26 protein-coding genes are annotated in these 25,916 nt (G+C 64.2%); 16 read left to right on the top strand and 10 right to left on the bottom strand.

Annotated features, from left to right (window positions below):
- The first annotated feature begins 93 nt into the window (after positions 1-93).
- From CEW87_RS13950 to CEW87_RS13935, 4 genes are read left to right on the top strand one after another with little or no spacing between them, the layout of a single operon-like run.
- Positions 94-861 (top strand): DUF3348 domain-containing protein, encoded by a 768-nt coding sequence (locus CEW87_RS13950; protein WP_108973889.1) that lies wholly within the window; start codon positions 94-96, stop codon positions 859-861.
- Positions 862-863: 2 nt separating this feature from the next.
- Positions 864-3,074 carry a DUF802 domain-containing protein gene (locus CEW87_RS13945; RefSeq protein WP_108973887.1) on the top strand — a complete coding sequence of 737 codons (2,211 nt, stop codon included), beginning with the start codon at positions 864-866 and terminating at the stop codon, positions 3,072-3,074.
- A 2-nt stretch (positions 3,075-3,076) separates the two neighbouring features.
- A complete protein-coding gene (locus CEW87_RS13940) occupies positions 3,077-3,733 on the top strand; it encodes an OmpA family protein (RefSeq protein ID WP_108973885.1) in 657 nt (218 codons plus the stop codon).
- On the top strand, positions 3,726-4,508 hold the full coding sequence (locus CEW87_RS13935; RefSeq protein ID WP_108973883.1) for a DUF2894 domain-containing protein: 783 nt from the start codon (positions 3,726-3,728) through the stop codon (positions 4,506-4,508). The genes CEW87_RS13940 and CEW87_RS13935 overlap by 8 nt, the downstream gene beginning before the upstream one ends.
- 19 nt (positions 4,509-4,527) lie before the next feature.
- On the opposite strand, the gene CEW87_RS13930 is transcribed toward CEW87_RS13935, so the two are convergent.
- The 5 genes from CEW87_RS13930 to CEW87_RS13910 all read right to left on the bottom strand — a co-directional run bounded on the left by CEW87_RS13930 (position 4,528) and on the right by CEW87_RS13910 (position 8,705).
- On the bottom strand, positions 4,528-5,292 hold the full coding sequence (locus CEW87_RS13930; RefSeq protein WP_108973881.1) for an ABC transporter ATP-binding protein: 765 nt from the start codon (positions 5,290-5,292) through the stop codon (positions 4,528-4,530).
- 27 nt (positions 5,293-5,319) lie between these two features.
- The gene (locus CEW87_RS13925; RefSeq protein ID WP_108973879.1) at positions 5,320-6,045 is read right to left on the bottom strand and encodes an ABC transporter permease; all 726 of its coding nucleotides are present in this window, start codon (positions 6,043-6,045) and stop codon (positions 5,320-5,322) included.
- Positions 6,042-6,728 (bottom strand): ABC transporter permease, encoded by a 687-nt coding sequence (locus CEW87_RS13920; RefSeq protein ID WP_108973877.1) that lies wholly within the window; start codon positions 6,726-6,728, stop codon positions 6,042-6,044. Before CEW87_RS13920 ends, CEW87_RS13925 begins: the two co-directional genes overlap by 4 nt.
- Positions 6,729-6,752: 24 nt before the next feature.
- Entirely contained in the window at positions 6,753-7,541 is a 789-nt protein-coding gene (locus CEW87_RS13915; RefSeq protein ID WP_108973875.1) for an ABC transporter substrate-binding protein, read from the bottom strand.
- Between the two features lie 231 nt (positions 7,542-7,772).
- Complete coding sequence (locus tag CEW87_RS13910; RefSeq protein ID WP_234421538.1) at positions 7,773-8,705, bottom strand: ATP-grasp domain-containing protein; 933 nt, start codon at positions 8,703-8,705, stop codon at positions 7,773-7,775.
- 193 nt (positions 8,706-8,898) lie between these two features.
- Here CEW87_RS13910 and CEW87_RS13905 point away from each other — a divergent pair, with 193 nt between their 5' ends.
- From CEW87_RS13905 to fliR, 12 genes are all read left to right on the top strand, one after another.
- Positions 8,899-9,699, top strand: coding sequence for an ABC transporter substrate-binding protein (locus CEW87_RS13905; RefSeq protein ID WP_108973871.1), 801 nt, complete (start codon positions 8,899-8,901; stop codon positions 9,697-9,699).
- 264 nt (positions 9,700-9,963) lie between these two features.
- Positions 9,964-11,763, top strand: coding sequence for a sensor domain-containing diguanylate cyclase (locus CEW87_RS13900; RefSeq protein ID WP_108973869.1), 1,800 nt, complete (start codon positions 9,964-9,966; stop codon positions 11,761-11,763).
- A 34-nt stretch (positions 11,764-11,797) separates the two neighbouring features.
- Positions 11,798-13,630, top strand: a complete 1,833-nt coding sequence (locus CEW87_RS13895) for a GGDEF domain-containing protein (RefSeq protein ID WP_108973867.1) — start codon at positions 11,798-11,800, stop codon at positions 13,628-13,630.
- Between the two features lie 66 nt (positions 13,631-13,696).
- Positions 13,697-14,143, top strand: a complete 447-nt coding sequence (gene fliJ / locus CEW87_RS13890) for a flagellar export protein FliJ (protein ID WP_108973865.1) — start codon at positions 13,697-13,699, stop codon at positions 14,141-14,143.
- A 63-nt stretch (positions 14,144-14,206) separates the two neighbouring features.
- A complete protein-coding gene (locus CEW87_RS13885; RefSeq protein ID WP_199917023.1) occupies positions 14,207-15,424 on the top strand; it encodes a flagellar hook-length control protein FliK in 1,218 nt (405 codons plus the stop codon).
- Between the two features lie 93 nt (positions 15,425-15,517).
- Positions 15,518-16,081 carry a flagellar basal body-associated FliL family protein gene (locus CEW87_RS13880; protein ID WP_108973863.1) on the top strand — a complete coding sequence of 188 codons (564 nt, stop codon included), beginning with the start codon at positions 15,518-15,520 and terminating at the stop codon, positions 16,079-16,081.
- Positions 16,082-16,091: 10 nt separating this feature from the next.
- Positions 16,092-17,102, top strand: a complete 1,011-nt coding sequence (gene fliM / locus CEW87_RS13875; RefSeq protein WP_108973861.1) for a flagellar motor switch protein FliM — start codon at positions 16,092-16,094, stop codon at positions 17,100-17,102.
- Positions 17,103-17,145: 43 nt separating this feature from the next.
- Positions 17,146-17,568: a flagellar motor switch protein FliN gene (gene fliN, locus CEW87_RS13870; RefSeq protein ID WP_420094143.1), complete on the top strand. Its 423-nt coding sequence runs from the start codon at positions 17,146-17,148 to the stop codon at positions 17,566-17,568.
- Positions 17,569-17,617: 49 nt separating this feature from the next.
- Complete coding sequence (gene fliO, locus CEW87_RS13865; RefSeq protein ID WP_234421537.1) at positions 17,618-18,058, top strand: flagellar biosynthetic protein FliO; 441 nt, start codon at positions 17,618-17,620, stop codon at positions 18,056-18,058.
- On the top strand, positions 18,048-18,797 hold the full coding sequence (fliP, locus tag CEW87_RS13860; RefSeq protein WP_108973857.1) for a flagellar type III secretion system pore protein FliP: 750 nt from the start codon (positions 18,048-18,050) through the stop codon (positions 18,795-18,797). Before fliO ends, fliP begins: the two co-directional genes overlap by 11 nt.
- Positions 18,798-18,807: 10 nt before the next feature.
- Positions 18,808-19,077 carry a flagellar biosynthesis protein FliQ gene (gene fliQ / locus CEW87_RS13855; protein WP_108973855.1) on the top strand — a complete coding sequence of 90 codons (270 nt, stop codon included), beginning with the start codon at positions 18,808-18,810 and terminating at the stop codon, positions 19,075-19,077.
- 13 nt (positions 19,078-19,090) lie between these two features.
- The gene (gene fliR / locus CEW87_RS13850; RefSeq protein WP_108973853.1) at positions 19,091-19,882 is read left to right on the top strand and encodes a flagellar biosynthetic protein FliR; all 792 of its coding nucleotides are present in this window, start codon (positions 19,091-19,093) and stop codon (positions 19,880-19,882) included.
- A gap of 96 nt (positions 19,883-19,978) precedes the next feature.
- Here the strand turns inward: fliR and CEW87_RS13845 are convergent, their stop codons facing one another.
- The 5 genes from CEW87_RS13845 to CEW87_RS13825 form a co-directional block, all read right to left on the bottom strand.
- Positions 19,979-20,431 carry a hypothetical protein gene (locus CEW87_RS13845; RefSeq protein ID WP_108973851.1) on the bottom strand — a complete coding sequence of 151 codons (453 nt, stop codon included), beginning with the start codon at positions 20,429-20,431 and terminating at the stop codon, positions 19,979-19,981.
- A gap of 7 nt (positions 20,432-20,438) precedes the next feature.
- Positions 20,439-21,674, bottom strand: coding sequence for a flagellar hook-associated protein FlgL (gene flgL / locus CEW87_RS13840; protein ID WP_108973849.1), 1,236 nt, complete (start codon positions 21,672-21,674; stop codon positions 20,439-20,441).
- Positions 21,675-21,684: 10 nt separating this feature from the next.
- Entirely contained in the window at positions 21,685-23,673 is a 1,989-nt protein-coding gene (gene flgK, locus CEW87_RS13835) for a flagellar hook-associated protein FlgK (RefSeq protein ID WP_108973847.1), read from the bottom strand.
- Positions 23,674-23,760: 87 nt separating this feature from the next.
- Positions 23,761-24,786 carry a flagellar assembly peptidoglycan hydrolase FlgJ gene (gene flgJ, locus CEW87_RS13830; protein ID WP_108973845.1) on the bottom strand — a complete coding sequence of 342 codons (1,026 nt, stop codon included), beginning with the start codon at positions 24,784-24,786 and terminating at the stop codon, positions 23,761-23,763.
- A 13-nt stretch (positions 24,787-24,799) separates the two neighbouring features.
- Entirely contained in the window at positions 24,800-25,870 is a 1,071-nt protein-coding gene (locus CEW87_RS13825; protein ID WP_234421753.1) for a flagellar basal body P-ring protein FlgI, read from the bottom strand.
- Between the last annotated feature and the right edge of the window lie 46 nt (positions 25,871-25,916).

Genomic DNA, 25,916 nt, shown 5'->3' with positions numbered 1-25,916 from the left:
ACCTGTCGCAAGTGCGTCGCACCCGGCACTCACCTGCCTGCCGCTTTGTAGTAGCCTTGCCCCTTTTTCGCCAGTCTGGCGTCGGTTTCCGGTATGACGCAAGCGTTGCCGCGTACAAGTTTCACTCGCTCAGGGCTGGTTCGTGCGCTTGCGGACCTGGCCGCAGAGGACGTTCCGGAGTCCCGGCAGTCCTTCGCCGAACGAGTCGGCCAGTGGCTGGACTTCAAGGACGCGCTTCCCCTGTACTCGGTGCTCAATCCGGGAACATCGGGGGCCGCGGTGCAAGGGTCGGCCACGGCGTCGCCTGAGTATGCAGCGCTGCGGGAGGAGTTCGACCGCGTACGCGCCGCGCTGGCAGATTCGATTGTCGCCGATGGCGTGTTCAGGCCGGGCAAGGCTCGCATAGAATTGCCGACCCCGGTGCCAAATGCACCGGTGGAAAGCGCGGCCGAGTTTTCGCCCTACAGGCGCTACTACCTCGCGCACCAGCGCGACATGCAGGCAGGCATTGCTCCTTTGCGCACCAGCGCGCGGGCGGCACTGTCGCGCCACTCGCCCGCGCTCCAGCACCTTGCCGCACTGGATGCGGTGCTCGACCAGGCGCTGGCGACGCGCGAACGCACCCTGCTGTCGACAGTGACCTCCCTGCTGGCAAAGCGCTTCGAGCACTTGTACGCGGCCCATCAGGCGGCACAAGTCGAAGCGCAGGCGGAGGACGACCCCTCGCGCTGGATGGAACCCGGCGGGTGGCTTGCGGTGTTCTGCAGGGAAATGCAGACCGTACTGCTGGCAGAACTGGACACTCGACTGCAGCCGGTTGCCGGCCTGATCGAGGCACTCCATAACGAAGTAACGGGATAGCAATGAATAGAACCATCTGCGTGGCGGCCTTTGTCGTGGGCCTGCTCGCCGTGTCCTGGGTCGGCGCCGGTTACATCGGCTCCAGTCCCCTGGCGCTGACCATGACGGCCCTGATCGGTGTTGTCTACGCGATTGGCGCCCTGGAGCTGTTTCGCTTCCATCGCGCCACGACCGCGCTGACACAGGCATTGAACGCCATACCCGGGGACCTCTCGCATCCCGATGAATGGATCGGCCGCCTGCCTGCCGCCCTGCGCAATCCGGTGCGCCTGCGCATCGAAGGCGAGCGCGCCGGCATGCCCGGCCCGGCCATCGCCCCCTATCTGGTGGGTCTGCTCGTCCTGCTGGGCATGCTCGGCACCTTTCTCGGCATGGTGGTCACCCTCAATGGCGCGGTGATCGCACTCGAAAGCACGACCGACCTGCACACCATCCGCAGCGCCCTCGCCGCGCCGGTCAAGGGGCTCGGCATCGCGTTCGGCACCTCGGTTGCCGGTGTCGCGGCGTCGGCCATGCTGGGCCTGATCTCCGCGCTGTGCCGGCGCGCGCGCCTGAACGCGGCGCAACTACTCGACACCCGAATTGCCACCGTCCTGCGCGGTTTCTCCCTCACCCACCAGCGTCAGGAAACCTTCAAGGCCATGCAACGCCAGGCCGAGGTTCTGCCTGAACTTGTAGACAAGCTGCAGGCGATGATGACGCAGATGGAGCGCAACAGCAGCGCGTCGAACGAACGTCTGCTCGCCGTGCAGACCCGCTTCCACAGCGAGACCAAGGGCATGTACACGGACCTGGCCGCATCGGTCGATACCTCGCTCAAGCACAGCCTGACCGAGAGCGCCCGGCTTGCAGGCGAGACCATCCAGCCGGTCGTCACCGCAACGATGGACGGCATCGCGCGCGAAACGAGCGCGCTGCAGGAACGCGTGGCCGAAGCGGTCAGGACGCAGCTGGAGGGCATTTCAGCGCGTTTCGACACCACGGTGAGCACCGTGACCGATACCTGGACGGCGGCACTGGCCCAGCATGAACGCAGCAGCGAGCGCTTCAGCGCCAGCCTGCAACAGGCGCTGACAGCCTATACCGACACCTTCGCCCAGCGCTCGGGCGCCATGCTCGAATCGGTGGAACAGGCCCACACCGGGCTGCGCAGCGAGCTCGCCACCACGACGGCCGCGATGGCACAGGAAACAGGCGCCCTGCACGCCCGACTGGCCGCCGCAGTCGAGACCCAGCTCGACGGACTCTCGAGCCGGTTCGACGCCACCGTGGCGACCGTGGCCGACACCTGGACGACGGCACTCTCGCGCCATGAAGACGCCAGCGAGAAGCTCACTGCAACGATGCACACCGCGCTGGAGGCCTTCGCCGACACCTTCGCCAGTCGCTCGGCCACCCTGCTCGCCTCACTCGGCGAAAGCGCCTCGGCACTGCAGGCGGATCTGGCCGCAAAAGACGATGCCCGGCTGGCAGCTCAGACGCGCGCGATGGAGGCCATGACGGCCGCGCTGCAGCAGGAATGGCGGCAGGCAGGCGAGCGGACGCTTGCCCAGCAGGAACAGATCTGCAACACCCTGGGCGAAACCGCGCGCGACATCAGCGCCGAAGCAAAAGCGCAGGCGACCGGCACCATCGATGAAGTCGCGCGCCTGATGCACACCGCGGCGGAAGCCCCGCGCGTCGCCGCCGAAGTCATCGGCGAACTGCGACAGGAACTCTCCGCCAGCATGGCGCGCGACAACGCGCTGCTGGCCGAACGCAGCCGCATCATGGAAACCCTGGGCGGCCTGCTTGACGCCATCAACCACGCCTCCACCGAACAGCGCACCGCGATCGACGCCCTGGTGGGCACGTCCGCCGCCATGCTGGAGCGCGTCGGCGCCCGGCTCACCGAAAGCATCGAGACGGAGTCCGCGAAGATGGGCGAGGTGGCCAGCCAGATCACCGGCGGTGCGGTCGAGGTCGCAAGCCTGAGCGAAGCCTTCGGGCTCGCCGTCCAGCTGTTCAGCGAATCCAACGACAAGCTGATGACGACGCTGCAGCGCATCGAGGGCTCGCTCAACAAGTCCGTGGTCCGAAGCGACGAGCAGCTTGCCTATTATGTCGCCCAGGCGCGGGAGATCATCGACCTGAGCATCATGTCGCAGAAGCAGATCGTCGACGACCTGCAACAGCTGTCCGGCAAGCAGCCCTCGCTCGCAGGAGAGGGCTGACGATGGACGATATCGACGCCGGCATCGAGCAGTCCGCGCCGGTCTGGGCCGTCTTCGGCGACCTGATGTCGGGCCTGCTGGGTGCCTTCGTGCTGATCCTGGTCGGGGTGCTCGGCGTGCAGCTCGAGCTGATGAGCAGCCTGGAAACCGAAGTGCAGAAACGCCAGATCGAAGAGCAGCGCCGCGAAGCGCTGGAACAAGCGCTGGCCGTCCCGCTGGCTGCCGGCCGGGTCACCCTCAACAACGGACGCATCGGCATCAGCGGCAGTGTGCTGTTTGCGCTGAACTCCGATGAACTGCAGCCGGAAGGACGCCAGCTGCTCAAGAGTCTCGCTCCCCCGCTTGCGGCCTACCTCGGTGTCCGCGACGAAATGCTGATGGTGAGCGGCTTCACCGACGACCAACCGGTGCGCGAGAGCAATCGCCAGTTTGCAGATAACCTCGAGCTCTCGGCCCAGCGCGCGTTGACGGTGACGCGCGCGCTGATCGACGAGGGCCTTCCGTCCTCGGCAATCTTCGCCGCGGCCTTCGGCCCGGAGCAGCCGGTTGCCTCCAACGCCGACCCCGAGGGCCGCTCACAGAACCGGCGGGTGGAGATGGCGCCGGTGCCGAAGTCGGCTAAAGCGCGCACCACAGGGAGCACCGCGCCCAATGGGTGACGCCGGGCAATCCGGTACCGCGGCAGGCAAGCTGCCAGGTCACATCGCCCCCGACGCGATGATCGACGCCTTGCGTGCGCGCGGCGCGGAGGGCTTCGACCCCGTCGGCTGGCGCTTCATCGAGGCCATGGCGCGACGGATGGCAGACCATCGCGGCGCCCCCCGTCGCATCCTTGAGCGCAGGCTGACGGAGATTGTGTCCGCATTCGGCGAACGCTTCGAGCGTGCCAGCCTGTCGGCGCAGGACGCCCTCACCCGTGGCATGGAGGCGTTTCCGCAGGACGCCGATGCATTGCAACAGCACGCCGACACCGGCGACTTCGCGGGCCTGCATCGTGCGCTCGCAAGCCTGCAGACAACGGACATCGCGGGGCCGCTGACAGCCCTCCTCGACCATATCGGTGCGCAAGCTGCAGGCGGGCAGACCAGCGACCTCGTGCCTGGCAACCCGGCAGCGACCAACGCGCAAGGCGAACTGAAGTCGATGCGCTACTTCCGCAGCACCTGGTCGAAACTCAGCGTCGACAAGCAGCTGTCGCACTCGCTGGCGCAGGCGCCCGAGAACGCCGGCCCGCTGAACTCGCATTTCCTCGTGCTGCAGTCGCTCACCCTGATGCGCGACATCGCACCGGACTACCTCAAACAGTTCATGTCCTACGTCGACGCCCTGCTCTGGCTGGATCAGGCAGACAGCAGCCGCAACCCGGCGCCCAAGGGCCCTGCCCGCGGCGAACGCGAGAAGAAGCGCAAACCTGCCCGCGGCAAGCCAGCCTGAAACAGCGCGCGCTGACGCCCTACTTGAGATTGCCCGACAGGAACTGACGCAGGCGTTCGCTGCGCGTGTTGTCGAACACCTCGGACGGCGGGCCGTACTCTTCGGCGAGCCCCTGATGCAGGAACATCACCTTGCTCGAAACCTCGCGCGCAAACCCCATTTCGTGGGTCACCACCACCATCGTGCGACCTTCTTCGGCAAGGCCGCGCATGACCTTCAGCACCTCGCCCACGAGTTCGGGATCGAGCGCCGAGGTGGGCTCGTCGAACAGCAGCACGGCGGGCTCCATGGCCAGTGCACGGGCAATCGCCACGCGTTGCTGCTGACCGCCCGACAGATGGGCCGGATAGCTGTCCCTGAAGCGGGCAATACCGACCTTCTCCAGATAGGCTTCGGCGCGCTCGCGCGCTTCGGCCCGGGTGAGGCCGAGGACATGCACCGGGGCTTCGGTGACATTCTCGAGCACCGTCATGTGCGCCCACAGGTTGAAATGCTGGAACACCATCGCCAGCCGCGTGCGCAGGCGCTGCAGCTGTCTGGCGTCAGCCACCTTGAGGTGACCGTTGCGGTCGGGCACCAGACGGATCTCCTCGCCGCCGACGGTGATGCGCCCGGCGTCAGGCTGTTCGAGGAAGTTGATGCAGCGCAGGAAGGTGCTCTTGCCCGAGCCGGAGGAGCCGATGATGCTCACGACATCGCCCGCCTCGGTGTCGAGCGATACGCCCTTGAGCACCTCGTGGTCGCCGTAACGCTTGTGAAGGTCTTCGACCGAAAGCTGGGTCATGAAATGCGTCCTGAATAAAGGCGTCGATCAGGCCTTGACCGACCCGGCCTTGCGCGGCTGCAGATGACCCAGCCAGCGCCGCTCGGCAAGCCGGAACAGGCCGACGAGGGCGAAGGTCACGCACATGTAGACCACGCCGGCGAAGATGAAGGCCTCGAAGGGGGCGAAGTGCTGCGAATAGGCGTTACGCGCCGCGCCGGTGAGGTCGACCAGGGTGATGGTGGAAGCGATGGCCGTGCCGTGCAGCATGAAGATGGCCTCGTTGCTGTAGGCCGGTATCGCCCGGCGCAAGGCGCCCGGAACGAGAATGCGGCGAATCATCGTCAGCCGGCTCATGCCGCAGGCCTGTGCCGCCTCGATCTCGCCGTGCGGGGTGGCACGCAGCGCACCCGCGAGAATCTCGGTGGTGTAGGCACAGGTGTTGAGCGTGAATGTCACCAGCGCGCAACCATAGGGCTCGCGGAATATCAGCCAGAAGGCGTTCCCCTCGGCCCAGCGCGCCTGAACCCATTCGAACTGGCCGAGGCCGTAGTAGATCAGCAGGAGCTGCACCAGCATCGGCGTGCCGCGGAAGAAATAGCTGTAGGCCCACACCAGGCGGGAAACGACAGACGGACCCGAGGTGCGCAATACCGCCAGCGGGATGGCCAGCAGCAGGCCGGCCACAAGCGAGAGCACCGTGAGTTGCAGCGTGAGCCACAGGCCCGCACCGTACTCCGGCAGATTCTCCGTGATGACAGCCCATTCGATCATGCCGCCACCCGCCTCACGCCAACGCTGTAACGCCGTTCGAGCGAACGGAAGAGCACGCCCGAGGCCGCTGTCATCGCCAGGTAGAAGACACACACCACCGCATAGAACAGGAAGGGTTGCTGCGTGCTGCGGCCAGCCTGATCGGCGAGCCAGGTGAGATCCGAGAGGCCGATGATCGACACCAGCGCGGTGCTCTTCTGCATGACCTGCCAGTTGTTGCCGAGGCCGGGCAGCGCGTGGCGCAGCATCTGCGGAAACAGGATGCGCCTGAACACCTGCCAGCGGCTCATCCCGTACGCGTAGCCGGCCTCGAGCTGACCCGCCGGCACCGCAAGAAAGGCACCGCGAAAGGTCTCGGTGAAATAGGCGCCGAAGATGAAGCCGAGGGTGGCTACCCCGGCTGCAAACGGGTTGACGTCAACGTAGTCCCAGCCCAGCCAGTCGGTAATCTGGTTGATCCCGATCTGCCCGCCATAGAACACCAGCAACATCATCACCAGATCGGGAATGCCCCGCACCACCGTCGTGTACAGCACGGCCGGCGCGCGCAGCATCCTGATCCGGGACAGCTTGGCAGACGCCCCCGCAAGCCCGAGCACCAGCGCCAGCACGAGCGACAGCACGGCAACCTGCAGTGTGAGCCAGGCACCGTCGAGCAGCGAGGAAGAGTAGCCGTGCAGCATCAATGAAGTCGGGACAAGGACGCCTTACTCGCCATAGATGTCGTGCGGGAAATACTTCTTGCGGATCTCTTCGTAGGTGCCGTTGGCCCGGATCGCCTTCAGCGCCGTGTTGAGCTTGTCGCGCAGATCGGAATCGCGCTTGCGGATGGCAATGCCAACGCCTTCGCCGATGACCGCCTTCTCTTCGGCGTTACGCCCGAAGACCTGGCTGCCGGCGAAATCGTATTCCGCCCCGGCGGGTTTGGTGAGGAAGCCGCCGTCGGCCTCCAGCGCGTCCACCCAAGTCGCGTCGATGCGTCCCGCGCCGAGGTCGAGGTAGACCTCTTCCTGCTTGGCATAGCGCACCAGGTCCACGCCGTGGTCGGCCCAGAAGCGACCGGCGAAATTGTCGGCGACGGTGCCGCGCTGCACACCGATGCGCTTACCCTTGAGGCTGTCCAGATCCGGTTTCAGGGCCGAGCCCTTCTTCGCCACCAGCGCGAGCGGTGTGGCGTAATACTTGTCGGTGAAATCGACCTTCTTCTTGCGCTCCGCGGTGATCGACATCGAGGCCGAGATCGCATCGAACTTTCGGCTCATGAGCGCGGGGATCATGCCGTCCCACTCCTGCTTCACCCAGGTGCATTTTGCCTTCATCTCGGCGCACAGCGCGTTGGCGATGTCGACGTCGAAGCCTTGTACGGAGCCGTCCGGCGCAGTGGTGTTGAACGGAGGGTAGGCGCCCTCGGTGGCGAAGCGGATCTGGTCCCAGTCCTTGGCCATCACGGTGTGGCTGGCCAGCAGCAGAGCCGCCAGCAGCAAGCTTCTCTTCATCACGTCACTCTCCTGTTTGGGGCGCCGGCTCGATGCGCATAGGACACTGCGCGACCTGCGGCGCAATGCCCGCATGATCGCAGGATCGTGCCCCGAGCTCAACGATAGACCACCAGGAGGAAGATATTCTGCGCACAGACGGGCAACATCGAAACAGTTTCCCCTGTTCGTCCGCTGACGGAAATAATCTGCCGCCCCGCACCATCGGACAGGACAATCAGACCCTTGATGTCAGTCCCCCGACTTAAGGCGCTGCGCCAAGGCATCGGCGAGCGCGTCGGCTGCGGGCGGGTGGAAGCGGAAGAACAGCTCAGGCTCGACCAGTTCGAGCTCCATCAGACGGAAACCACCGTCACCCGCACGCACGAAATCGACCCGCGCATAGAGTGGCAGACTCGGACACGCGGCGATTGCGGCCTCGGCAAAGGCACGCTCTTCGGCACGCGGTTGATGCGCATGCACGGTGCCGCCGTGATCGTCCTGAACCCTGAAATCTCCGGCTGCGGCCGTCTTGCGGATGGCGTGGGTGGTGCGTCCCTCGATCACGATCAGCGACAGCTCGCCCTCGCCCAGCACGGCAGGCTCAAAGCGCTGCACCATCATCGCTTCAGCAGCCAGGCATCGTGCAAACACCGCTTCATGTGCCTCCAGGGTATCGCGACCGACACGATAGGTCAGCCGCGCCGCACCCGACACCACGGGCTTGAACACGACCTCGTCCCAGCCTTCTGCGTCCATGATCGCCGCAAGCGTGTGCTGCTCGCCGACATCCGCATAGCGGGTCGGGACCACGCTCACGCCTGCACGGGACAGGTCTCGCAGATAGCGCTTGTCCAGATTCCAGCGCACCAGCTCCGCGGGGTTCAGGAGCCTGGTTTGCGTCGCGGCGGCGTCGAGCCACGGCGAAAACTCGGCAAAGCGGTGAAAGTAGTCCCACGTGCTGCGAAACAGCGCGGCGCGGGTGTCGCGCCAGCAAAAGGCGGGATCGGACCAGCTCACGCGCCCGACCGTCAGTCCGCGTGCGGCGAGCGCCTGCGCGACAAGCCCGTCCTCGGTCGCGATCTGCGCCTCATACCATTCGGATGTATCGAGCTTGAGATAGCGGTCCTCGGTGAGGATCACCACGTCCAGTGCGTGATTGTTCATTTCGTCGGAAAGGCTCATGTGGCGTCGTTTGCGCGGATTGTATCGCAGCAGCACAGCGCCGCCGCCGGCCAGCCCTGCGCGGAAACAGCCGGCTCCATGAATTGTCGCTCGCCTTCTGATCACGCTCTGGCCCGGGCAAGCCCGTCATGCATGAAACATGGTTGCCGATGCCCCACAATACCGCACCGACCACGAAAGCCCCCGGAGCCCCATGAGCAGATTGCCTGCGCGAATCGTGTGCCTGAGCACAGAGACGGTAGAAGTCCTGTACGCCCTCGGCGAAGCCGACCGCATCGTCGGCATTTCCGGCTACACCGTCATCCCGCCCCAGGCACGAAAGGAGAAACCCAAGGTATTTGCCTTCACCAGCGGTGACCTCGAACGGATTCTGGCGGTCTCACCAGACCTCGTGCTGTGCTTTTCCGATCTGCAGGCGGACATCGCGAGTGCGCTGGTCAGGGCGGGCGTGCCGGTGCATGTATTCAACCAGCGCAGCGTCGATGACATTCTCGCAATGATCGAAACCGTGGGCCGGCTGGTGGGTGCAACAGGCCGGGCCAGCGCACTGGTTGAAGAGCTCGAGGGGCTGATCGAGAGCACCCGCAAACGGGCCGCCGCCAACGCGCGACGCCCGCGGGTGTACTTCGAGGAATGGGACGACCCGGCCATTTCCGGCATTCGCTGGGTATCAGAGCTGATCGACATTGCCGGCGGGGATGATGTATTTGGCGAACTGGCTGCCTGCCCCGCCGCTCGGGACCGCATTCTCGCCGATCCGATGGAGGCGGCCCGCAGGGCACCCGACATCATCATCGGCTCATGGTGCGGGAAGCGCTTTCGCCCGGAGAAAGTCGCGGCCCGCCCTGGCTGGGCGAACGTGCCTGCCGTGCGCAACGGACGGATTCACGAGATAAAATCCGCAGTCATTCTGTCTCCCGGGCCGGTTGCGATCCGCGAAGGCCTGCCCGCCCTGGCGCAGTGCATCGCCGAGTGGTCGAAAGCCGCACCGTGAGTCGGAGGCTGACGCCAAGAACGGCGCCTTCCGATGCCAACCCCGCAAAGCACGCCACAATGACGGCCGGGAAATGCGGCGAAACAGAAACGACCGCCCGCGCGCTGCGGCATGATCGCAGACACGCCCCGTCCGGGCGACCCCACCGGTCGTGATGGCTTTGCAGGACAGTGGTTATCCGAACGAGACAAAGGCATAATCGTCGCGAACCGCCAACCGCAAATCGATTTACCCCCGCTATCCGACACCATACGGATCAACTGAATGACGCAAGCAGGGCAGCCCGCCGCGCAACCGAATACGGACGATCGAGCTTCGACTGCCCGCAGCCACGGGAAGGCGGGAGGCGCTCACGCGCCAACCCCGTCCGAGATTGCACGGGAAGCCCTGTTGCGACTGGCGACGCAAAAGATCCCGCCGACGCCTGACAACTTCCGCGAACTGTACTTTCAGATCGCCGGCACCGCGGCTGAGGATGCCTTTCCGGCAAGAACACTGAAAGCCATTGCAGAAGCCCTGCCGCGATCCACGCCGCAGGCCTTGCGCCTTGCCCGGGTCTTCGAAAAAGCCGTCGCCAGCGGGCAGTGGTCCGTCCTGCGCCAGTCGATGCTCACCATCAGCGGAATGCAGGCGAGCGAGCCCAAGCCATGGACACCGCTGATCCGGGATCTCGTCCGCGAACTTGAGCGGCATCACCAGAACATCACCCCGGGTCGCAAGCGCGACTCGCTCGAACATGTGCTGGCTGCCTGTGCCGACCCCGACCAGCTTCACCTGCGGCTTCACGCCCTTGTGCGGAGCTGGAACGAACAGACCGGCAGCGAACAGCATGCTGCCATGCCACCCAGGGATAACGCGCCTGCGGCCTCCGCAGACGTACTCGGGCCGCTGCTCGCCAAGCTCCTGACGGGTTGCATTGCCCCGCTCGCAAACGACGAGGAACTCGCTTCCGAAGCCAACGCCATCGCCGCCCAGGTCGTGGCGCCGAAAAGCCCCGAACAGGTCGCCGAGCTTGCAGCGCGCCTCGACCGCCTGATTGCCCGAGCCGCGTGGAGCGGTGATGAACAGCGGGAAATACGCGAGGCGCTGCTCAATCTGCTCAGGCTGATCGTCGACAACGTCCGCGAACTGATCGTCGACGACAGCTGGCTGCACGGGCAACTGACCTTGATTGCGGACACTTTCGAGCAGCCCCTGGACCTGCGACTGCTCGACGAGGTCGAGCGCAGGCTGCGCAAGGTCATCGACAAGCAAAGCCAGCTGAAACACCAGCTGACTGACGCGCAGCAAAAGCTCAAGTCGATGCTGGCCGGCTTCATCGACCAGTTGTCGGCCTTCTCCACGTCCACCGAGCACTATGAGGTTGTGCTGACCGAAAGCGCGCGCCGAATCAGCGAAGCGCACGACATCAAGGAGCTTTCGGACGTCGTCGAGGAAGTGCTGCGCGAAACGCAGACCACGCAACAGTCCGCACACCGCTCGGGCGAAGAGCTCTCGCGCCTGCGCGAACAGGTCGAGTCGGCAAATCAGCAGATCGTCCAGCTGCAGCGCGAACTCGACGAAACCAGCGAGCTTGTCCGCCACGATCCGCTGACCGGCGCACTCAACCGCAAGGGCCTGGATGAAGCCCTCGAGCGCGAAATTGCACGCATGCGCCGTTCCGGCACGTCGCTGAGTATTGCACTGCTGGACGTCGACAACTTCAAGCAGATCAATGACGCACACGGCCATGTGGTGGGCGACAATGCGCTCCGACACCTCGCCCGCGTAGTGAAGGAAACGCTGCGCCCTCAGGATTCGATTGCGCGCTATGGCGGCGAGGAGTTTCTCATCCTGCTGCCGGAAACGGAGCCTGATCAGGCCCAGATCATCCTCGTTCGACTCCAGCGCGAGCTCACGCGCCGCTATTTCCTCGCGCAGCATCAGCATCTGCTGATCACCTTCAGCGCCGGCATCGCCTGTCTTGGCGACACCGAAGACCCCATGAATGCGATCGAACGCGCCGACAAGGCCATGTATGCCGCAAAACGTGCGGGCAAGAACCGGGTCGTGAACTCGGCCTGATACGCGCTCACTCCGCACCTCACTTCAGAGCCATATGGCAGAACCCACAAACCCCTCCGAGATTGCGCGCGAGACACTGCGCCAGCTCGCGATGCGACGCACCCCGCCGACGCCGGAGAACTACCTGCGCCTGTATCACGAGATCGCCGGCACCAAGCCTGCCGCCGCACCGGTTCCCGAGCGCTTCGTGCGCCGTATCGCCCAGCAGCTGCCGCGCGACACGGCAGAGCGACAGCGCCTCGCGCGACAGCTCGACCAGGCACTGAACGAAACCGACACAGGCGCTGCCGAGCGCGCGCTTGACCAGTATCTGGCATGCCTGAGTGCGGAGAAGCCGCAGGCATGGAATGAGCTCATCGCCACTTTGCTGCGCCAATGGGAGGGCAGACAGCTCGGATGGACCTCGGCCCGCAAACGCGAATCGCTCGAACGCGTGCTCGGTGCGAGTGATCCCAATACGTTGCACACACGCCTTCAGGCGCTGTTGCGGGCATGGGGCCAGGCACCGGTCGATCCCGAACGTCCCGCGCCCGGCGAAACTCCCGAGCTGCCCGAACAGACGCCGCAGGCATCGACGGCATCGACGCCCTCCTCGTCCGACACGCTGGTCACCGCGGACGCCGATGCCACCGAGCTCATCCGCGCCCTGCGCGAACTCCTCGCATTGACCATGGAATCGGTGCTGCCAGCTTTTCTCACCGACCATCCCGAACTGATCAGCGACGCCAGGCTCATCGCGAACGCGACCCGAAGCGCCACCGATACGCACGCGCTTGCCGTCGTCGGCAAACAGCTGCGCAAGTTCGCGCATCGCCTCGAAATGACGGCTGCGGACGATTCCGAGATCCGTGCCGGCTTGCTCGATCTGCTCAAGCTCCTGCTGGAGAACATCGACGAACTGGTCATCGACGACCAGTGGCTCGGCGGTCAGATCGAGATGCTGCGCGACATTGTCGACAAACCCGCGACTCCCCGCCTGATCGACGACGCGAGCCGGCGTCTGAAGGAAGTGATCTACAAGCAGAGCCAGCTCAAGCACAACCTCTCGCAAGCTCAGCTCATGCTCAAGGAGATGCTTGCCGGATTCGTGGATCAGCTTGCCAGCTTCGCCGAGTCGACCGGGAGCTACCACGACCGCATGGGAAGCTGCGCACGGAAGATCGCCGCCGCACGCGACATCTCCGAGATTGGCCACCTGCTCGACGAGGTCATGACCGAAACCCGTAGCATCCAGATTCAGGCCGAACGCTCGCGTGATGATCTTTCAGCCGCCAGGCAGCGTGCCCTTGATGCAGAGAAGCGGATCGACAGCCTGCACAAGGAACTGGAAGAAGCCAGCCACCTGGTGCGCCACGACCAGCTCACCGGCAGCCTCAACCGGCGCGGACTGGAAGAAGTCTTCATTCGTGAGGCGGCACGGGCACAACGGCACGACATCCCGCTGTGCGTCGCGCTGCTCGACATCGACAACTTCAAGAAGCTCAACGACACGCTCGGCCACCAGACGGGTGACGATGCCCTCGTGCATCTGTCGCGAGTGGTGCGCGACAACCTCCGTCCGCAGGACACGCTCGCCCGCTATGGTGGCGAGGAGTTCGTCATCATCCTCCCCGAGACCACTCTTGAGCAGGCCGATCAGACACTGGTGCGCCTGCAGCGCGAGCTCACCCGGGTATTCTTCATGTCCGGCGAACAGCGGGTCGTCATTACGTTCAGTGCCGGCGTGACGCCACGTGCACACGACGAAACGATCGATGTCGTGCTGGCGCGCGCCGATGCGGCCATGTACGAAGCCAAGCAGAGTGGCAAGAACCGTGTCGTGCGCTCCGGGCTTCCGCAGGAAGCAGGCAATGCGACCTTGTCGTAAGCCGTGTTTGCCGCCAGTGCCCAAGGGTCGACTACAATACCCTCGGTCAATAACCGCTGCGCACCCATGACAGGCAAATTTCCGCTGCAACCGCTGCTCGACCTCGCCAACACCCGCATGGACGACGCTGCGCGTCGCCTTGGTGAGTTGATCGCATCCGAGCGCAGTGGCCAGCAGAAACTCGAGATGCTTGAGAACTATCGCGCCGAGTACCGGGAGCGCTTTGTCGATGCAGCCCGCGCCGGCATCGGGCCTGACGAGTTGCGCAATTACACCGCCTTCATCAACCGCATCGACGACGCCATCGCTGCGCAGCACGTGGTTGTCGAACAATCGCGGAATCACACCAGTCAGGGCCAGAAGGTCTGGATGGCCCAACGAAACAAGGTGCGAGCCTTTGACACCCTCTCCCAGCGTCACCAGGACCAGCAGTCGCGCCACGAGTCGCGCCAGGAGCAACGCGCCAGCGACGAACACGCTGCACGGCAGCACCTCGAGCGCGACGGCGACTGAGCGCGAGGACTGGCACGCTGTTTGCTCTTACCAAGCGTGACACACGCTGAAGAGGGCAAGACCATGGCATCCCAGATTGCATCGAGTTCGCAGACCTTTCCCTTCCTGTCGACAGCGGGAAGCAAGGCGAACAGTAGCGCCTATTCCCGAGACGCCACTTCGTCGGGCTTCTCCGACGTGCTGCGCGGACAGCTCCGGAGCAAGGACGCCAGCCCCCGCCACGAGGCAACATCGAGCACGGAACGCAGTCAGGACGCGCAGTCCCGGCCCGAATCCAGGTCCGACTCCGCATCCGAAGCCGAGAAAGCGCCGGAGCGCGCGCGCGAGTCGCGAGAGCCGGAGCGCGCCGACACGGCGCGCAGTGAGCCGGCCGAACGGGACACCGCTCCTGCAGACTCGCAGGCCGGAAACGAAGCGAAGACAGAGGCGCCGGCGACTTCCGAAGCGGCAAATGAACCCACGGAGGCGGCAATGGCGATTGCCGGTCTGCCGGCAGCGATTGCCGCCCTGCTGCCTGGCGCCAGGGAGCGCACGGCCACGGCTGCGATTGCCGCCGACGGATCAAACAAGGCCGGTCTCGCCGCAAATATCGCCCTGGCGGGTGACACCCAGGGAAAATCACTTCAGAATTCCGCCGATTCGCTCCCGAAGCCTGCGCTGAACTTTGCTCAGGCCGGCCAACAGGGGCAAAGTGCGATTCCGCTGCAACTCAGACCTGAAGCGCAATCGAGTTTCGCAGAACGCGCGGCAACAGCCTTGCAGACGGTCAGCGCAGACATGCCCGACGGCGCGCAGACCTCGTTCATGCACTCGCTGCGCCAGCCGGGCCAGATCACGACGTCTGCGCCGCAACTGACGGTCGCCACGCCCGCAGGCCAGTCCGCGTGGGCAGACGAAGTCGGCAGCCGGGTCATGTGGATGGTCGGTCGTGCGGAGAGCAAGGCAGAACTGGTGCTCACGCCGCCGCATCTGGGCAAGGTCGAAGTCTCGATCAACCTGAACGGCGATCAGACCACCGCCCAGTTTGTCGCTGCGACCCAGTCGGCACGCGACGCGCTGGAGCAGGCCATGCCCAAGTTGCGCGAGATTCTGGCGCAGTCGGGCATCAGTCTCGGGCAGGCCAACGTGAGCACCTCTGGCGAGCAGCAGGCATCTGGTGACGATCGCGGTCAACGTGGCGGTCGCGGCGGCATTGGACAGAACGACATGGACGCAGGTGGGGCCGCACCGGCCACTCGCTGGGTCAGACAAATTGAAGGGCTGGTCGACACCTTCGCCTGAAGCGCATGAATAAGGGGCACTCTGCCCCACTTTTCCGCGCTTGGGCCGAGATGGCGATGAGCCATAATCCAGGCGTAGGAAAAGGAGAGTTTCATGGCGAAAGCCCCAAACAAGCCGGAAGCACCCGCAGGTGATGCACCACCCAAGAAGGGTGGCAAGATGCTGATGATCATCATCATCGTGGTGCTGGTTCTGCTGATCGTTGTCGCTGGCGCAATCGGCGCGCTCATCCTGCTCAAGAAGGGTGGCGGCGAGAACGGCGATCATGCGGAAGCTCCGGCAGCAGTGGCCCCGCCGAGCGCCGTGGATCTGAGCCGCCCGCCGGTCTTTGCCGCGCTCGATGCGTTCACCGTGAACCTGCGCCGTGAAGAGGGTGACCACTATCTGCAGGCCATCATCGCGCTGCGCGTGACCGACCAGAAGACGGCCGATGCACTCAAGGGCTTCATGCCCGAGATCCGGCATCGCATCAACCTGCTGCTGTCGAGCAAACTTCCGTCCGAGGTTCAGACCATCGAAGGGCGCGAGGCGCTGGCGCTGGAAATTCTCGACCAGGTCAATAGTGCGCTGGGCTTTCCCCCTCCCGCCCCCGGTCAGCGGATGACGGTGGCGACGCCGGTCCAGTCGGTTCTTTTCAACTCGTTCATCATTCAGTAACGAGGCCAACATGTCTTCGGACTTTCTCTCCCAGGAAGAAGTTGATGCGCTGCTCCGTGGCGTCAGCGGGGAGTCCGACGAGCCGGCCGAAGAAGAGGTCGACGATGGGGGCGTACGCCCCTACAACATGGCCACCCAGGAACGCATCGTGCGTGGGCGCATGCCCACCATGGAGCTCATCAACGAGCGCTTCGCCCGTTACCTGCGGATCGGCCTGTTCAACTACATGCATCGCAATGCCGAGGTCTCGGTTGGTCCGATCAGGGTGCAGAAGTACGCCGAGTTCGTGCGCAACCTGGTGGTACCGACCAACCTGAACCTGGTCGTTGCAAAACCCCTGCGCGGCACGGGGCTGGTGGTATTCGATCCCAACCTGGTCTTTCTCGTCGTCGACAACATGTTCGGCGGCGACGGTCGCTTTCACACCCGGGTCGAGGGGCGGGATTTCACCCCCACCGAGCAGCGCATCATCCAGGGCATGCTGAATGTGGTCTTTGCCGAGTACAGCAAAGCCTGGGCACCGGTATTCAAACTCGAACTGGAATACGTCCGCTCGGAGATGAATTCGCAGTTTGCCAACATCGCGACGCCATCCGAGATCGTGCTCGCGACCAGCTTCTCGCTGGAACTTGGCGGCGCACAGGCGGAAATGCACTTCTGCTTCCCCTACTCCATGGTCGAGCCGATTCGCGACCTGCTCTACTCCACCATGCAGAGCGACCACCTGACGCAGGACCGGCGCTGGGAAAACCTGCTGTCGCGGCAGCTGCAAACGGCCGAGGTCGAGCTGACCTGCAATCTCGGCACAGCCAAGGTGAGCCTGCGGGACATCGTCAACATGCGGGTCGGCGACGTCATCCCCCTGCACGTAAACGATCTGCTCCTGGCCGAAGTCGATGGCGTGCCCATCATCGAGTGCAGGCACGGAACACAGAGCGGACAGTACGCAATCAAGGTCGAGCGCTTCATCGGCAGCGAGGAGCAGGACATCAACAAGCCAGCGGGAGGCCAGAATGGCTGACGACACAGACAATCAGATCAGTGAAGACGACTGGGCTGCTGCGATGCAGGAGCAGGCCGCGACCGAGTCGGGCGTGGACAGCGAGGCCGCACAGGTTGCGGCCGACCTCGCCGCCGCCGCGATGGACGAATCGCCCTACCAGGCCAAGCCGGCCAGCCAGCTGTTCGAGGATTTCGGCTCGACCGGCAGCAAACCGGGTGCGATCAACGATTTCGACATGATCCTGGACATTCCGGTCCAGCTCACGGTCGAGCTCGGCCGCACCAAGCTGTCGATCCGGAACCTGCTCCAGCTCGCGCACGGCTCGGTCGTCGAGCTCGACGGGCTCGCCGGCGAACCCATGGACGTGCTGGTCAACGGTACGCTCATTGCACAGGGCGAAGTCGTGGTCGTAAACGACAAGTTCGGCATCCGGCTCACCGACATCATCACCCCCGCAGAGCGCATGCGGAAGATTCGCAGCTGACTCGCATGCAGGGGGACATCCCCCCTGCAGCCAACCTCGACAAGACGCAGTGAAACCCGCCTTCAATCTGATTCCACTCCTGACGCTCCTGCTGCCTGCGCTTGCACAGGCAGCCGACCCCGCCCCGTCCCCCGCCACCGATCTCGCGGGCAGCCTCGGCCAGATGCTGTTCGGACTGGTGGTGGTGATCGCGCTGCTGATTGCCTGCCTGTGGGCCATCAAGCGCTTGTCCCAGCCGCGCAACGCAGCCGGCGTGCTCAAGGTATTGGGCGCGACCGCAGTGGGCCCGCGCGAGCGCGTCGTGCTGGTCGAGACCGGTCCCAAGGTGCTGGTGCTCGGCGTGGCGCCCGGCAGCGTTCGCACGCTGCACGTCATGGAAGCATCCGACTTTCCGTCCGAAGCTGCCACCAATGAGACGGGCGCTGCCGCGAACGGCGACTTTTCCGGCTGGTTCAGGAAAGCACTGGAGCGCCGCCGCCATGGTTCGTAAGCACCTGCTGCGCGGCGCGCTCGGCCTCATCCTGAGCACTGCGCCTGCCCTCGCGCTGGCCCAGGCACTGCCTGCCCTGACCACCGTGCCGGCCGCCAATGGCGGCACGACCTACAGCCTCACGATCCAGACCCTGCTGCTGCTGACAATGCTCAGCTTCGTGCCGGCGATGGTGCTGATGATGACGAGCTTCACCCGCATCATCATCGTGTTCTCGCTTTTGCGGCAGGCCATGGGCACGCAGACCTCGCCACCGAACCAGGTCCTGCTCGGCCTCGCGCTGTTTCTGACCTTTTTCATCATGGCGCCGGTCGCCGACCGCGTCTATACCGACGCCTATGTGCCGATGTCCGAAGGCACGATCAGCTTCGAGCAGGCGCTGGAGCGCGCCTCGGTGCCAGTCAAGACCTTCATGCTCAAGCAGGTCCGCGAGCCCGACCTGACCCTGTTTGCAGGCCTTGCCAAGGTTCCCCCGGTGGAGAAGGCCGAAGACCTGCCGATGCGGGTCGTGATACCGGCCTTCGTCACCTCGGAGCTGAAAACAGCTTTTCAGATCGGCTTCATCGTCTTCATTCCCTTCATCATCATCGACATGGTGGTCGCTTCGGTGCTGATGTCGATGGGTATGATGATGATGTCGCCGGTGATCGTCTCCCTGCCGTTCAAGATCATGCTCTTCGTGCTCGTCGATGGCTGGACCCTGCTCATCGGTTCGCTGGTGCAGAGCTTCGCGGTATAGGAGAGCAGCCATGACCCCCACCGCTGTCATCGACCTCGGACGTCAGGCGATTGAAGTCACGCTGATGGTGTCGGCGCCGCTGTTTCTTGCTGCGCTGATCACCGGCCTTGTCATCAGCATCTTTCAGGCAGCGACCCAGATCAACGAAATGACCCTGTCTTTCGTCCCCAAGCTGATCGCGATCTTCGTCACCCTGGTACTGGCCGGCCCGTGGATGATCACCTTGCTGACCGACTTCATGCGCCGCCTGTTCGAAAACATCCCGACCCTGATCGGCTGAAGGTGCGAACGCGATGCTGAGCGTGACCGCGACACAGCTCGACGCCTGGCTCGCCGCCCTGATGTTTCCGCTGGCGCGCCTGTTCGGGCTGTTTGCAAGTGCCCCGATCTTCTCCAACCGCGGCGTGTCGGCAAGAGCGCGGCTGGCCATCGCGCTCGGAATCGGTATTGCCCTGCTGCCAGTGATGCCGGCCATGCCGGCCGTGCCACCGGGCTCGGGCATCGGACTCATGATCATGGTGCAGCAGATGTTCATCGGCGTGGCCATCGGCTTCATGCTGCGTCTGGTGTTCGCGGCAATCGACATGGCCGGCTCCCTGATCGGCATGCAGATGGGCCTGTCGTTCGCAATCTTCTTCGACCCCGATGCCGGCGGGCAGACCGCGGTGCTCTCGGATTTCGTGGGGCTGGTGGCCACGCTGCTCTTTCTCGCCATCAACGGTCACCTGATCATGATCGACCTGCTGGTGCGAAGCTTCGAGTGGCTGCCCGTCGGCACGGCCAGTTTCAGCGCCGATGGCTGGGGCTATATCGCGCGCGCCGGCACTACGGTGTTCGCGACCGGACTGTTGCTGTCGCTGCCGGTGGTGGCGGTGCTGCTGGTCACCAACATCGCGCTCGGCATCCTCACCCGTGCGGCCCCACAGCTCAACCTGTTCGCGATCGGTTTCCCGCTCACGCTGGCCATGGGTTTCTTCGCACTGATGCTGATCATGACCAATTTCGGCCCGGTAGTGCAGAGCCTGTTCGAACGCAGTTTCGACACGGTGCCGATATTGCTGGAAGCGCTCTCACCGCGGCCTTGAGTGCCCGCGCGTAACAATCGCTTCAGAGTGGGGTTTCACGCGGAGGCGCGGAGGGCGCCGAGATAGACTTTTCGTTGCTCGCCTTGTTTGCGGGCATTACAGCGTGGGGAACTGGCGGGACTTCACCAGGCGGATCTCGCCGTTGGCGATGCGGCGCGCAAACGGCCGGGTTGCCTCCACGCCTTCTTCGAAGCGCAGCACGTCGTAACCGGCATAGCCCCCCTCTTCGACCAGTTTGCGAGCCGTGCGCATGAACACCTGACGCGCCTCACCCTCGCCGCCCGTCACCAGGCGCTTCATCTGCAGATCCATCTGGACGCGATCCTCGCCCGTCACGCTGGCCTCGATGGTCCAGGTAGGCTGCAACGGGTCGTAGATCGCATAGGCAATCAGGCCGTTGGAAAGATATGTGGTCGACCACAGATCGAGGCTGGCGAGCACCGCGCGCGTCCCCACGACGCCAGCCACGGGCCCGCCATAGGTTTCCACGTGGCTGCAAGCGACGAGCGCGGGAACGCTCAGGGCGAGAAGGAGGCTACGAGCACGCATGGCAAGCTCAAAGGTAGTTGAACAGGGACAGGCCGGACACCTTGAGGAAGGACTGTTGTGCCGCCTCCAGGTAGGTCTGCTGCTGGGTCAGGTTGGAGATGGCTTCGGCGTAATCGACATCCATCAGTCCCGAGATCACCGTCGCGTACTGCAGGTCGAGATCGCTGCCAATCGTCTGCAGGCTCTCCGTCTCCACCAGTTGCGATCCGACCTGCGCCCGGGTCTTGAGCACGTTGTCGATCGCACCATCCATGCTGTTCAGGCCGAAGGCCACTGCGCCCCCAGCCATGCCGGACGGCCCCGGCCGCTCCATCGAATCAATCAGCAGCCCCAGGTTCTTAAACATGTCGGGAGAGCCAACGAAGAGCTCGAAGCGGTCGCCGTCGCCCGGCGTGGCCGCCGCCCCACTGCTGTCCGTCATCTGCAGATCGATGCCCAGGGTCGCCGAAAGCGACGCCAGCGAGGCCGCGCCAGTAGCAACGGTCACCTTGGACGGATTTCCCGGCTGATATTCATAAACGTCGTAGCCCGGGGCCGCCGCATCGTAGATGATTTCGTAACGGTGACCGAGCTGGCTGGTGCTCACCGTCGAACTCAGCGTACCGCTGAGCGTGGTGCCACCGGTATTCGCCGAGCCATCGGTATGGGTGCCGGTCGAGGCCTGCACCAGCGAATCGTCGATCTTGCGCGTCGAACCGAAAATGTCCGCCCCGGGCAGACTGACCGGCATGAAGCGCGATGCCGATACCTGGACCGTCTGCGTGCCGTGGTCGCCGTTGTAGCTCACACCGGCCAGGTTGCCCGTGAAGGGCTTGTCGTTGGCACGGTAGCCTGAGAACAGGTAGTCACCGGTACCATCCTGACTGTTGGCCAGGGCCAGCAAGCCATCAAACTGCGCACGCAGGTCAGTAGCGAGATAACCGAGTTCCTCATCGGAATAGGCTGCATTGCCGGCGGCGACAGTTTTCTCGCGGATGTACTGCAGGATGTCGCCAGCGCCGGTTAGCTTGTTTTCGAGCAGGTTCAGCCGATCCTCGGCGTAACCCGTATTGGTCATGAACTGCGCGTTCACGCCCTTGGACTGACCCAGCTCGAGCGCACGCGACGCGGCAATCGGGTCGTCCGCGGGGGTCAGCACCCGCCGTCCGGTGGATAGCTGCTGCTGCGTGTGCAGGAGATCGCTCCACTGCGTCTGCAGTGAATTGACCCCTTTGTCGTAAATCATGCTGGTCGAAATACGCATCACGATCTCCTTAACGGCTGATCGCCAGAACTTCGTCAAACAGCGTCTGCGCCACCGACATCACCTTGGCGGCACTCTGATAAGCCATCTGGTAACGCATTAGATTGGCAGCCTCTTCGTCCAGGTTGACGCCGGAAAGGCTGTCCCGGGCGTCGGTCGCCTGGGTCAGCAGCGTCTCCTGCGCCTTCTCGTTGACCTGGACCTCGCGGGTCTTGTTGCCGACCTGGGTCACCATCTGCGCATATACCGACTGGAAGGTCGCCGTCGGCGAACCACTGCTGCCGGCAAGCATCAGCTTGGAGGTCTGCAGCGCACCAAGGGCCACCGCGTTGCGGTTGTCGGCCACGCCCGCAGCGGTCGGGCTGAACACCAGGCTCTCGCCGCTGGTCCATGCGCCGACTGCCGTGAACTCGAACGAATAATCGACGCCACCCTGCGCGTCCGTCACCCTGAAGCGCGCACCCGAGCTGTCGGTTGCAGGATTATAGGCGCTGCTCGCAACCCAGCTTGAAGTCGACGTATCGTAACGCTCAAGCGTTCCGCTCGATGCGGTAAATGCGTTTGCGCTGAAGCTCAGTGTAATCGGCGAAAAGTCGGCGAGCCCGTCGCTGTTGGCGTCGATGCCGCCCACGGACAGGGTCTTCACACCCTCGATCCGGTCGCTCACCGCACCGCTGTAGTTGCCCGGTGCCACACTGACAGGATCGCCTGCAGCGACCTTGCGCGGATCGGAAATCGCCACGGTCAGATTGCTTGCGGCATAGCGCGTAGGCTGGATCAGCAGACCGGCAGAGGGAATCTGGCTCGGATTGCTGATCGAAAAGTTGATTCCACCGCCGCTATAGCTGCCATCGGCCTGCAGTGTCAGTGCGATGGCGCTCCCGCTCACTGCCTTCATGGAATAGTTGCTCCCGTCCCAGGTCAGCAGATAGTCGCTGGAGGAGAGTTTCGAGACGTCTTCGATCGCCACACTGGCAGAGGAGATGGCGGGCATCACGGTCGGCGCGGGGCTGTTGAAGAAGGCACCGCCCAGCACGCCATCGAGATCGGTACCCAGCTGATGCTGAGCATTGAAGGTCTCGGCGATGCCAAGCGCGACGAGGCCGAGCGTATTCTGCGCCGGGTCAAGCGACTCCCGGCGGAACGCGAGCAAGCCGCTCAGGGCGCCGCCGGTGATGAGGCTCTCCGGCAAGGTATTCGACGCACCGCTATCCGACGTGATTGCGATCATGCTGCGTTGCGGATCGCTCGGATCCTGCACCGCCGCCAGATTGTTCACGGTACCGCCCACGACGAGCGACTGCCCGGAGCCCATGAACACGCTGACCGAGCCGTTGCTCTCGGTCACTGCACTCACCTTGACCAGCTTGTTCAGTTCGCTGATCAGCTGCTCACGCTGGTCGAGCAGATCGTTCGCGGCCACGCTCGGGCCGGCCACCTGCGCGGTGGCGATGCGCTGGTTCATCTCGGCGATCGCGCCGGCATAGGTATTGATCTGCGTTACGGTCGACGCGATCTCGCCCTCGAGTCCCGCCCTGATCTCACTGAGGCGGGCATCCATCGACTGAAAGCGCGACACCATTGCCTCGGCCCCGGAGATCAGGGACTGGCGCGATGCCACGCTGGTGGGATTGGACGCAACTTCCTGCATGCCGGCGAAGAAGCTCTCCAGCGCGGGGGACAGGCCGGAGGTCGAATCGCCAAGCAGGTTGTTGATCTGGCTGATCTGGCTGTTGTAACTGCTGTAGGAGGCCAGGCTCGCGTTGCTGTTGAGCACCTGGTTTTCAAGATACTGGTTGTACGAGCGGGTGACTGACGCAATCTGCGTGCCTTGCCCGAAGAAGCCCGCACCAGAGAACTGCGGGGTGGCATTGCTCTGAATCACCGACTGGCGATGATATCCATCGACGCCCGCGTTGGTGATGTTGTGACTCGTAGTCACCAGCTGCGCTTGCGCGGCATTCAAACCGGTCAAACCGATATTGAGCAAGCCTGCCATGATGATTCCCCTGAATTGCTAAGTCCTGAGCCTTATCAGCAAGATGCTTGCCAGGTCAGAACCGGCAAATTCGGCCGCCGCCTGCCCTCAGCCCGAAAGGGCGGTACGCAGGGTGTTGCCTGCGATGATGCGGGTGAGCTTGTCGGCGTACATCGGGTCGGTGGCATAGCCTGCCTTCTGCAGGCTGCCGGCAAAGCCCGCCGGACTGGTCTGGCCCAGCACTTCCGAATAGCGCGAACTGTTCGACAACAGGCGGGCGTAGTCCTGGAAGGCTTCGGCATACGAACCGTAGCTGCGAAAGCGCGCTTTCTCGGTGTAGGCGGTCGAGCCGGCGTACTCGGTGACGTTGCGTGCCACGGTTTCGCCCGTCCAGCTCGAGCCTGCCTTGATGTTGAACAGGTTGTAGCTCGAACGTCCGTCGGCATGACGCATGACCTTGTCGCCCCAGCCGGTTTCAAGCGCCGCCTGCGCAACCATGAACTGCGCGGGGATACCGGTCTGACGACTGGCGGCCTGGGCATGCGGCCATACTTCATTGACGAACTCACGCACCGAGGGCGAGATCGAGTCGTCACTGTCGGTGCTCCGCGCAGCTCTTGCCGCAGCGTCGAGACGGTAAATCAGGTCGCCTAGCGGGTCGGCATCGCCGGCGCTATCGACGCCAGTCGCACCGGCGGCAATCGCCTGCGCCTCGCGCATCAGTGCGGCAGGATTTGCCGCCTGCCGAATCACATTGGAGATGTCGAAGCCCTTGTTGTCCGTGGCACCGGGCATGGTCAGCGCACTGATCGCACTCGTCGAGGTATTGCCGGTAATGCCGCCGAGCTGACGAAAGAGCGCCTCGCTCATGCCGTTGTTATTGCTCTGCGCCATGTTCAGCGCCAGCTGTTGATCGAGCAACGACTGATAGGTGCGCGACTGCTCGCTGTCGAACATGCTGTTGGTCGGTGTCGCCGCACGCATCGCCTTGAGCGCCATCTGCAGGAACATCGCCTCGAACTGCTTGGAGGCCGCGCGCAGGGTTTCCGGATCGTCGGGGTTGGTGCGGGCGAGGCGCTTCAGGTCGCCCAGCGAGCCGGGGTCGAAGGCGTTCATCTGGATGCCGGAAGTCATGTCAGCCCCTCCCTCAGATAATCTCGAGTTCGGCGCGCAATGCGCCTGCGGACTTCATTGCCTGCAGAATGCTGACCAGATCCATCGGCTTCGCACCGAGCGCGTTGAGCGCCTTCACCACGTCGGCAAGACTGGTGCCGCCACGGACGTTCATCAGCGCGCCGCCCTCCTGATCGATATTCACCAACCCGGACTGTGTAACTACCGTTCGCCCGCGCGACAGGGGTTCAGGCTGCGACACCTGCGGCTGCGCATTCACGGTGACGGTCAGATTGCCGTGCGCCACGGCGCAGTTCTGCAATGCCACGGTCTGATTCATCACCACCGAACCGGTGCGCGAGTTCACGATCACCTTTGCCGCTTGCTGCACCGGCGTTACGTCGAGATTCTCGATCCGGCCGAGGAAGGCAACCCGGGTATTGACGTCGAGCGGCGCCCGAACCTGGATGCTGCGGCCGTTGATTGCCTCGGCCGAACCCGGTGCAACCATGTTAATCGCATCGACCACCCGGCGTGCGGTACCGAAATCGGTGTCGTTGAGTTCGAAGAACACGTACTCGCCCTGCCCCAGCATGGCCGGCACTGCGCGCTCCACGGTCGCGCCGCCGGGAATCCGTCCGGCCGAAAGATGATTGATGGTCTGCGCCGCACCGCCAGCCTGTCCGCCCGCGCCGCCGACCACCATGTTGCCCTGGGCCAGCGCGTATACCTGTCCGTCCGCGCCCTTGAGCGGGGTCATCACCAGCGTGCCGCCACGCAGGCTCTTGGCGTTGCCCATCGACGACACCGTAATGTCGATCGCCTGTCCCGGGCGCGCAAAGGGTGGCAGCGTCGCCGTGACCATGACCGCCGCCACGTTCTTGAGCTGGAGGCTCGTACCCGCAGGCAGCGTCACCCCCATGTTGCCCAGCATGCTGATGATGCTCTGCACCGTGAACGGCGTCTGGGTAGTCTGGTCGCCCGAACCGTCCAGGCCCACGACGATGCCGTACCCCACCAGTTGGTTGTCACGCACACCCGCGATCGAAGCAAGGTCCTTGATGCGCTCGGCCGCCGCAGGGGCCGCGAAGATGCCTGACAGCATCACACAGCTCACGAGTATCGGAATGAAGCGAAAGCGCAGGGCTCGC

This window comes from Parazoarcus communis (genome assembly GCF_003111665.1).
Lineage (GTDB): Bacteria > Pseudomonadota > Gammaproteobacteria > Burkholderiales > Rhodocyclaceae > Parazoarcus > Parazoarcus communis_B.
Note: the sequence above shows the minus strand (reverse complement) of the source record. Positions and strands in the feature narration are given on the sequence as shown.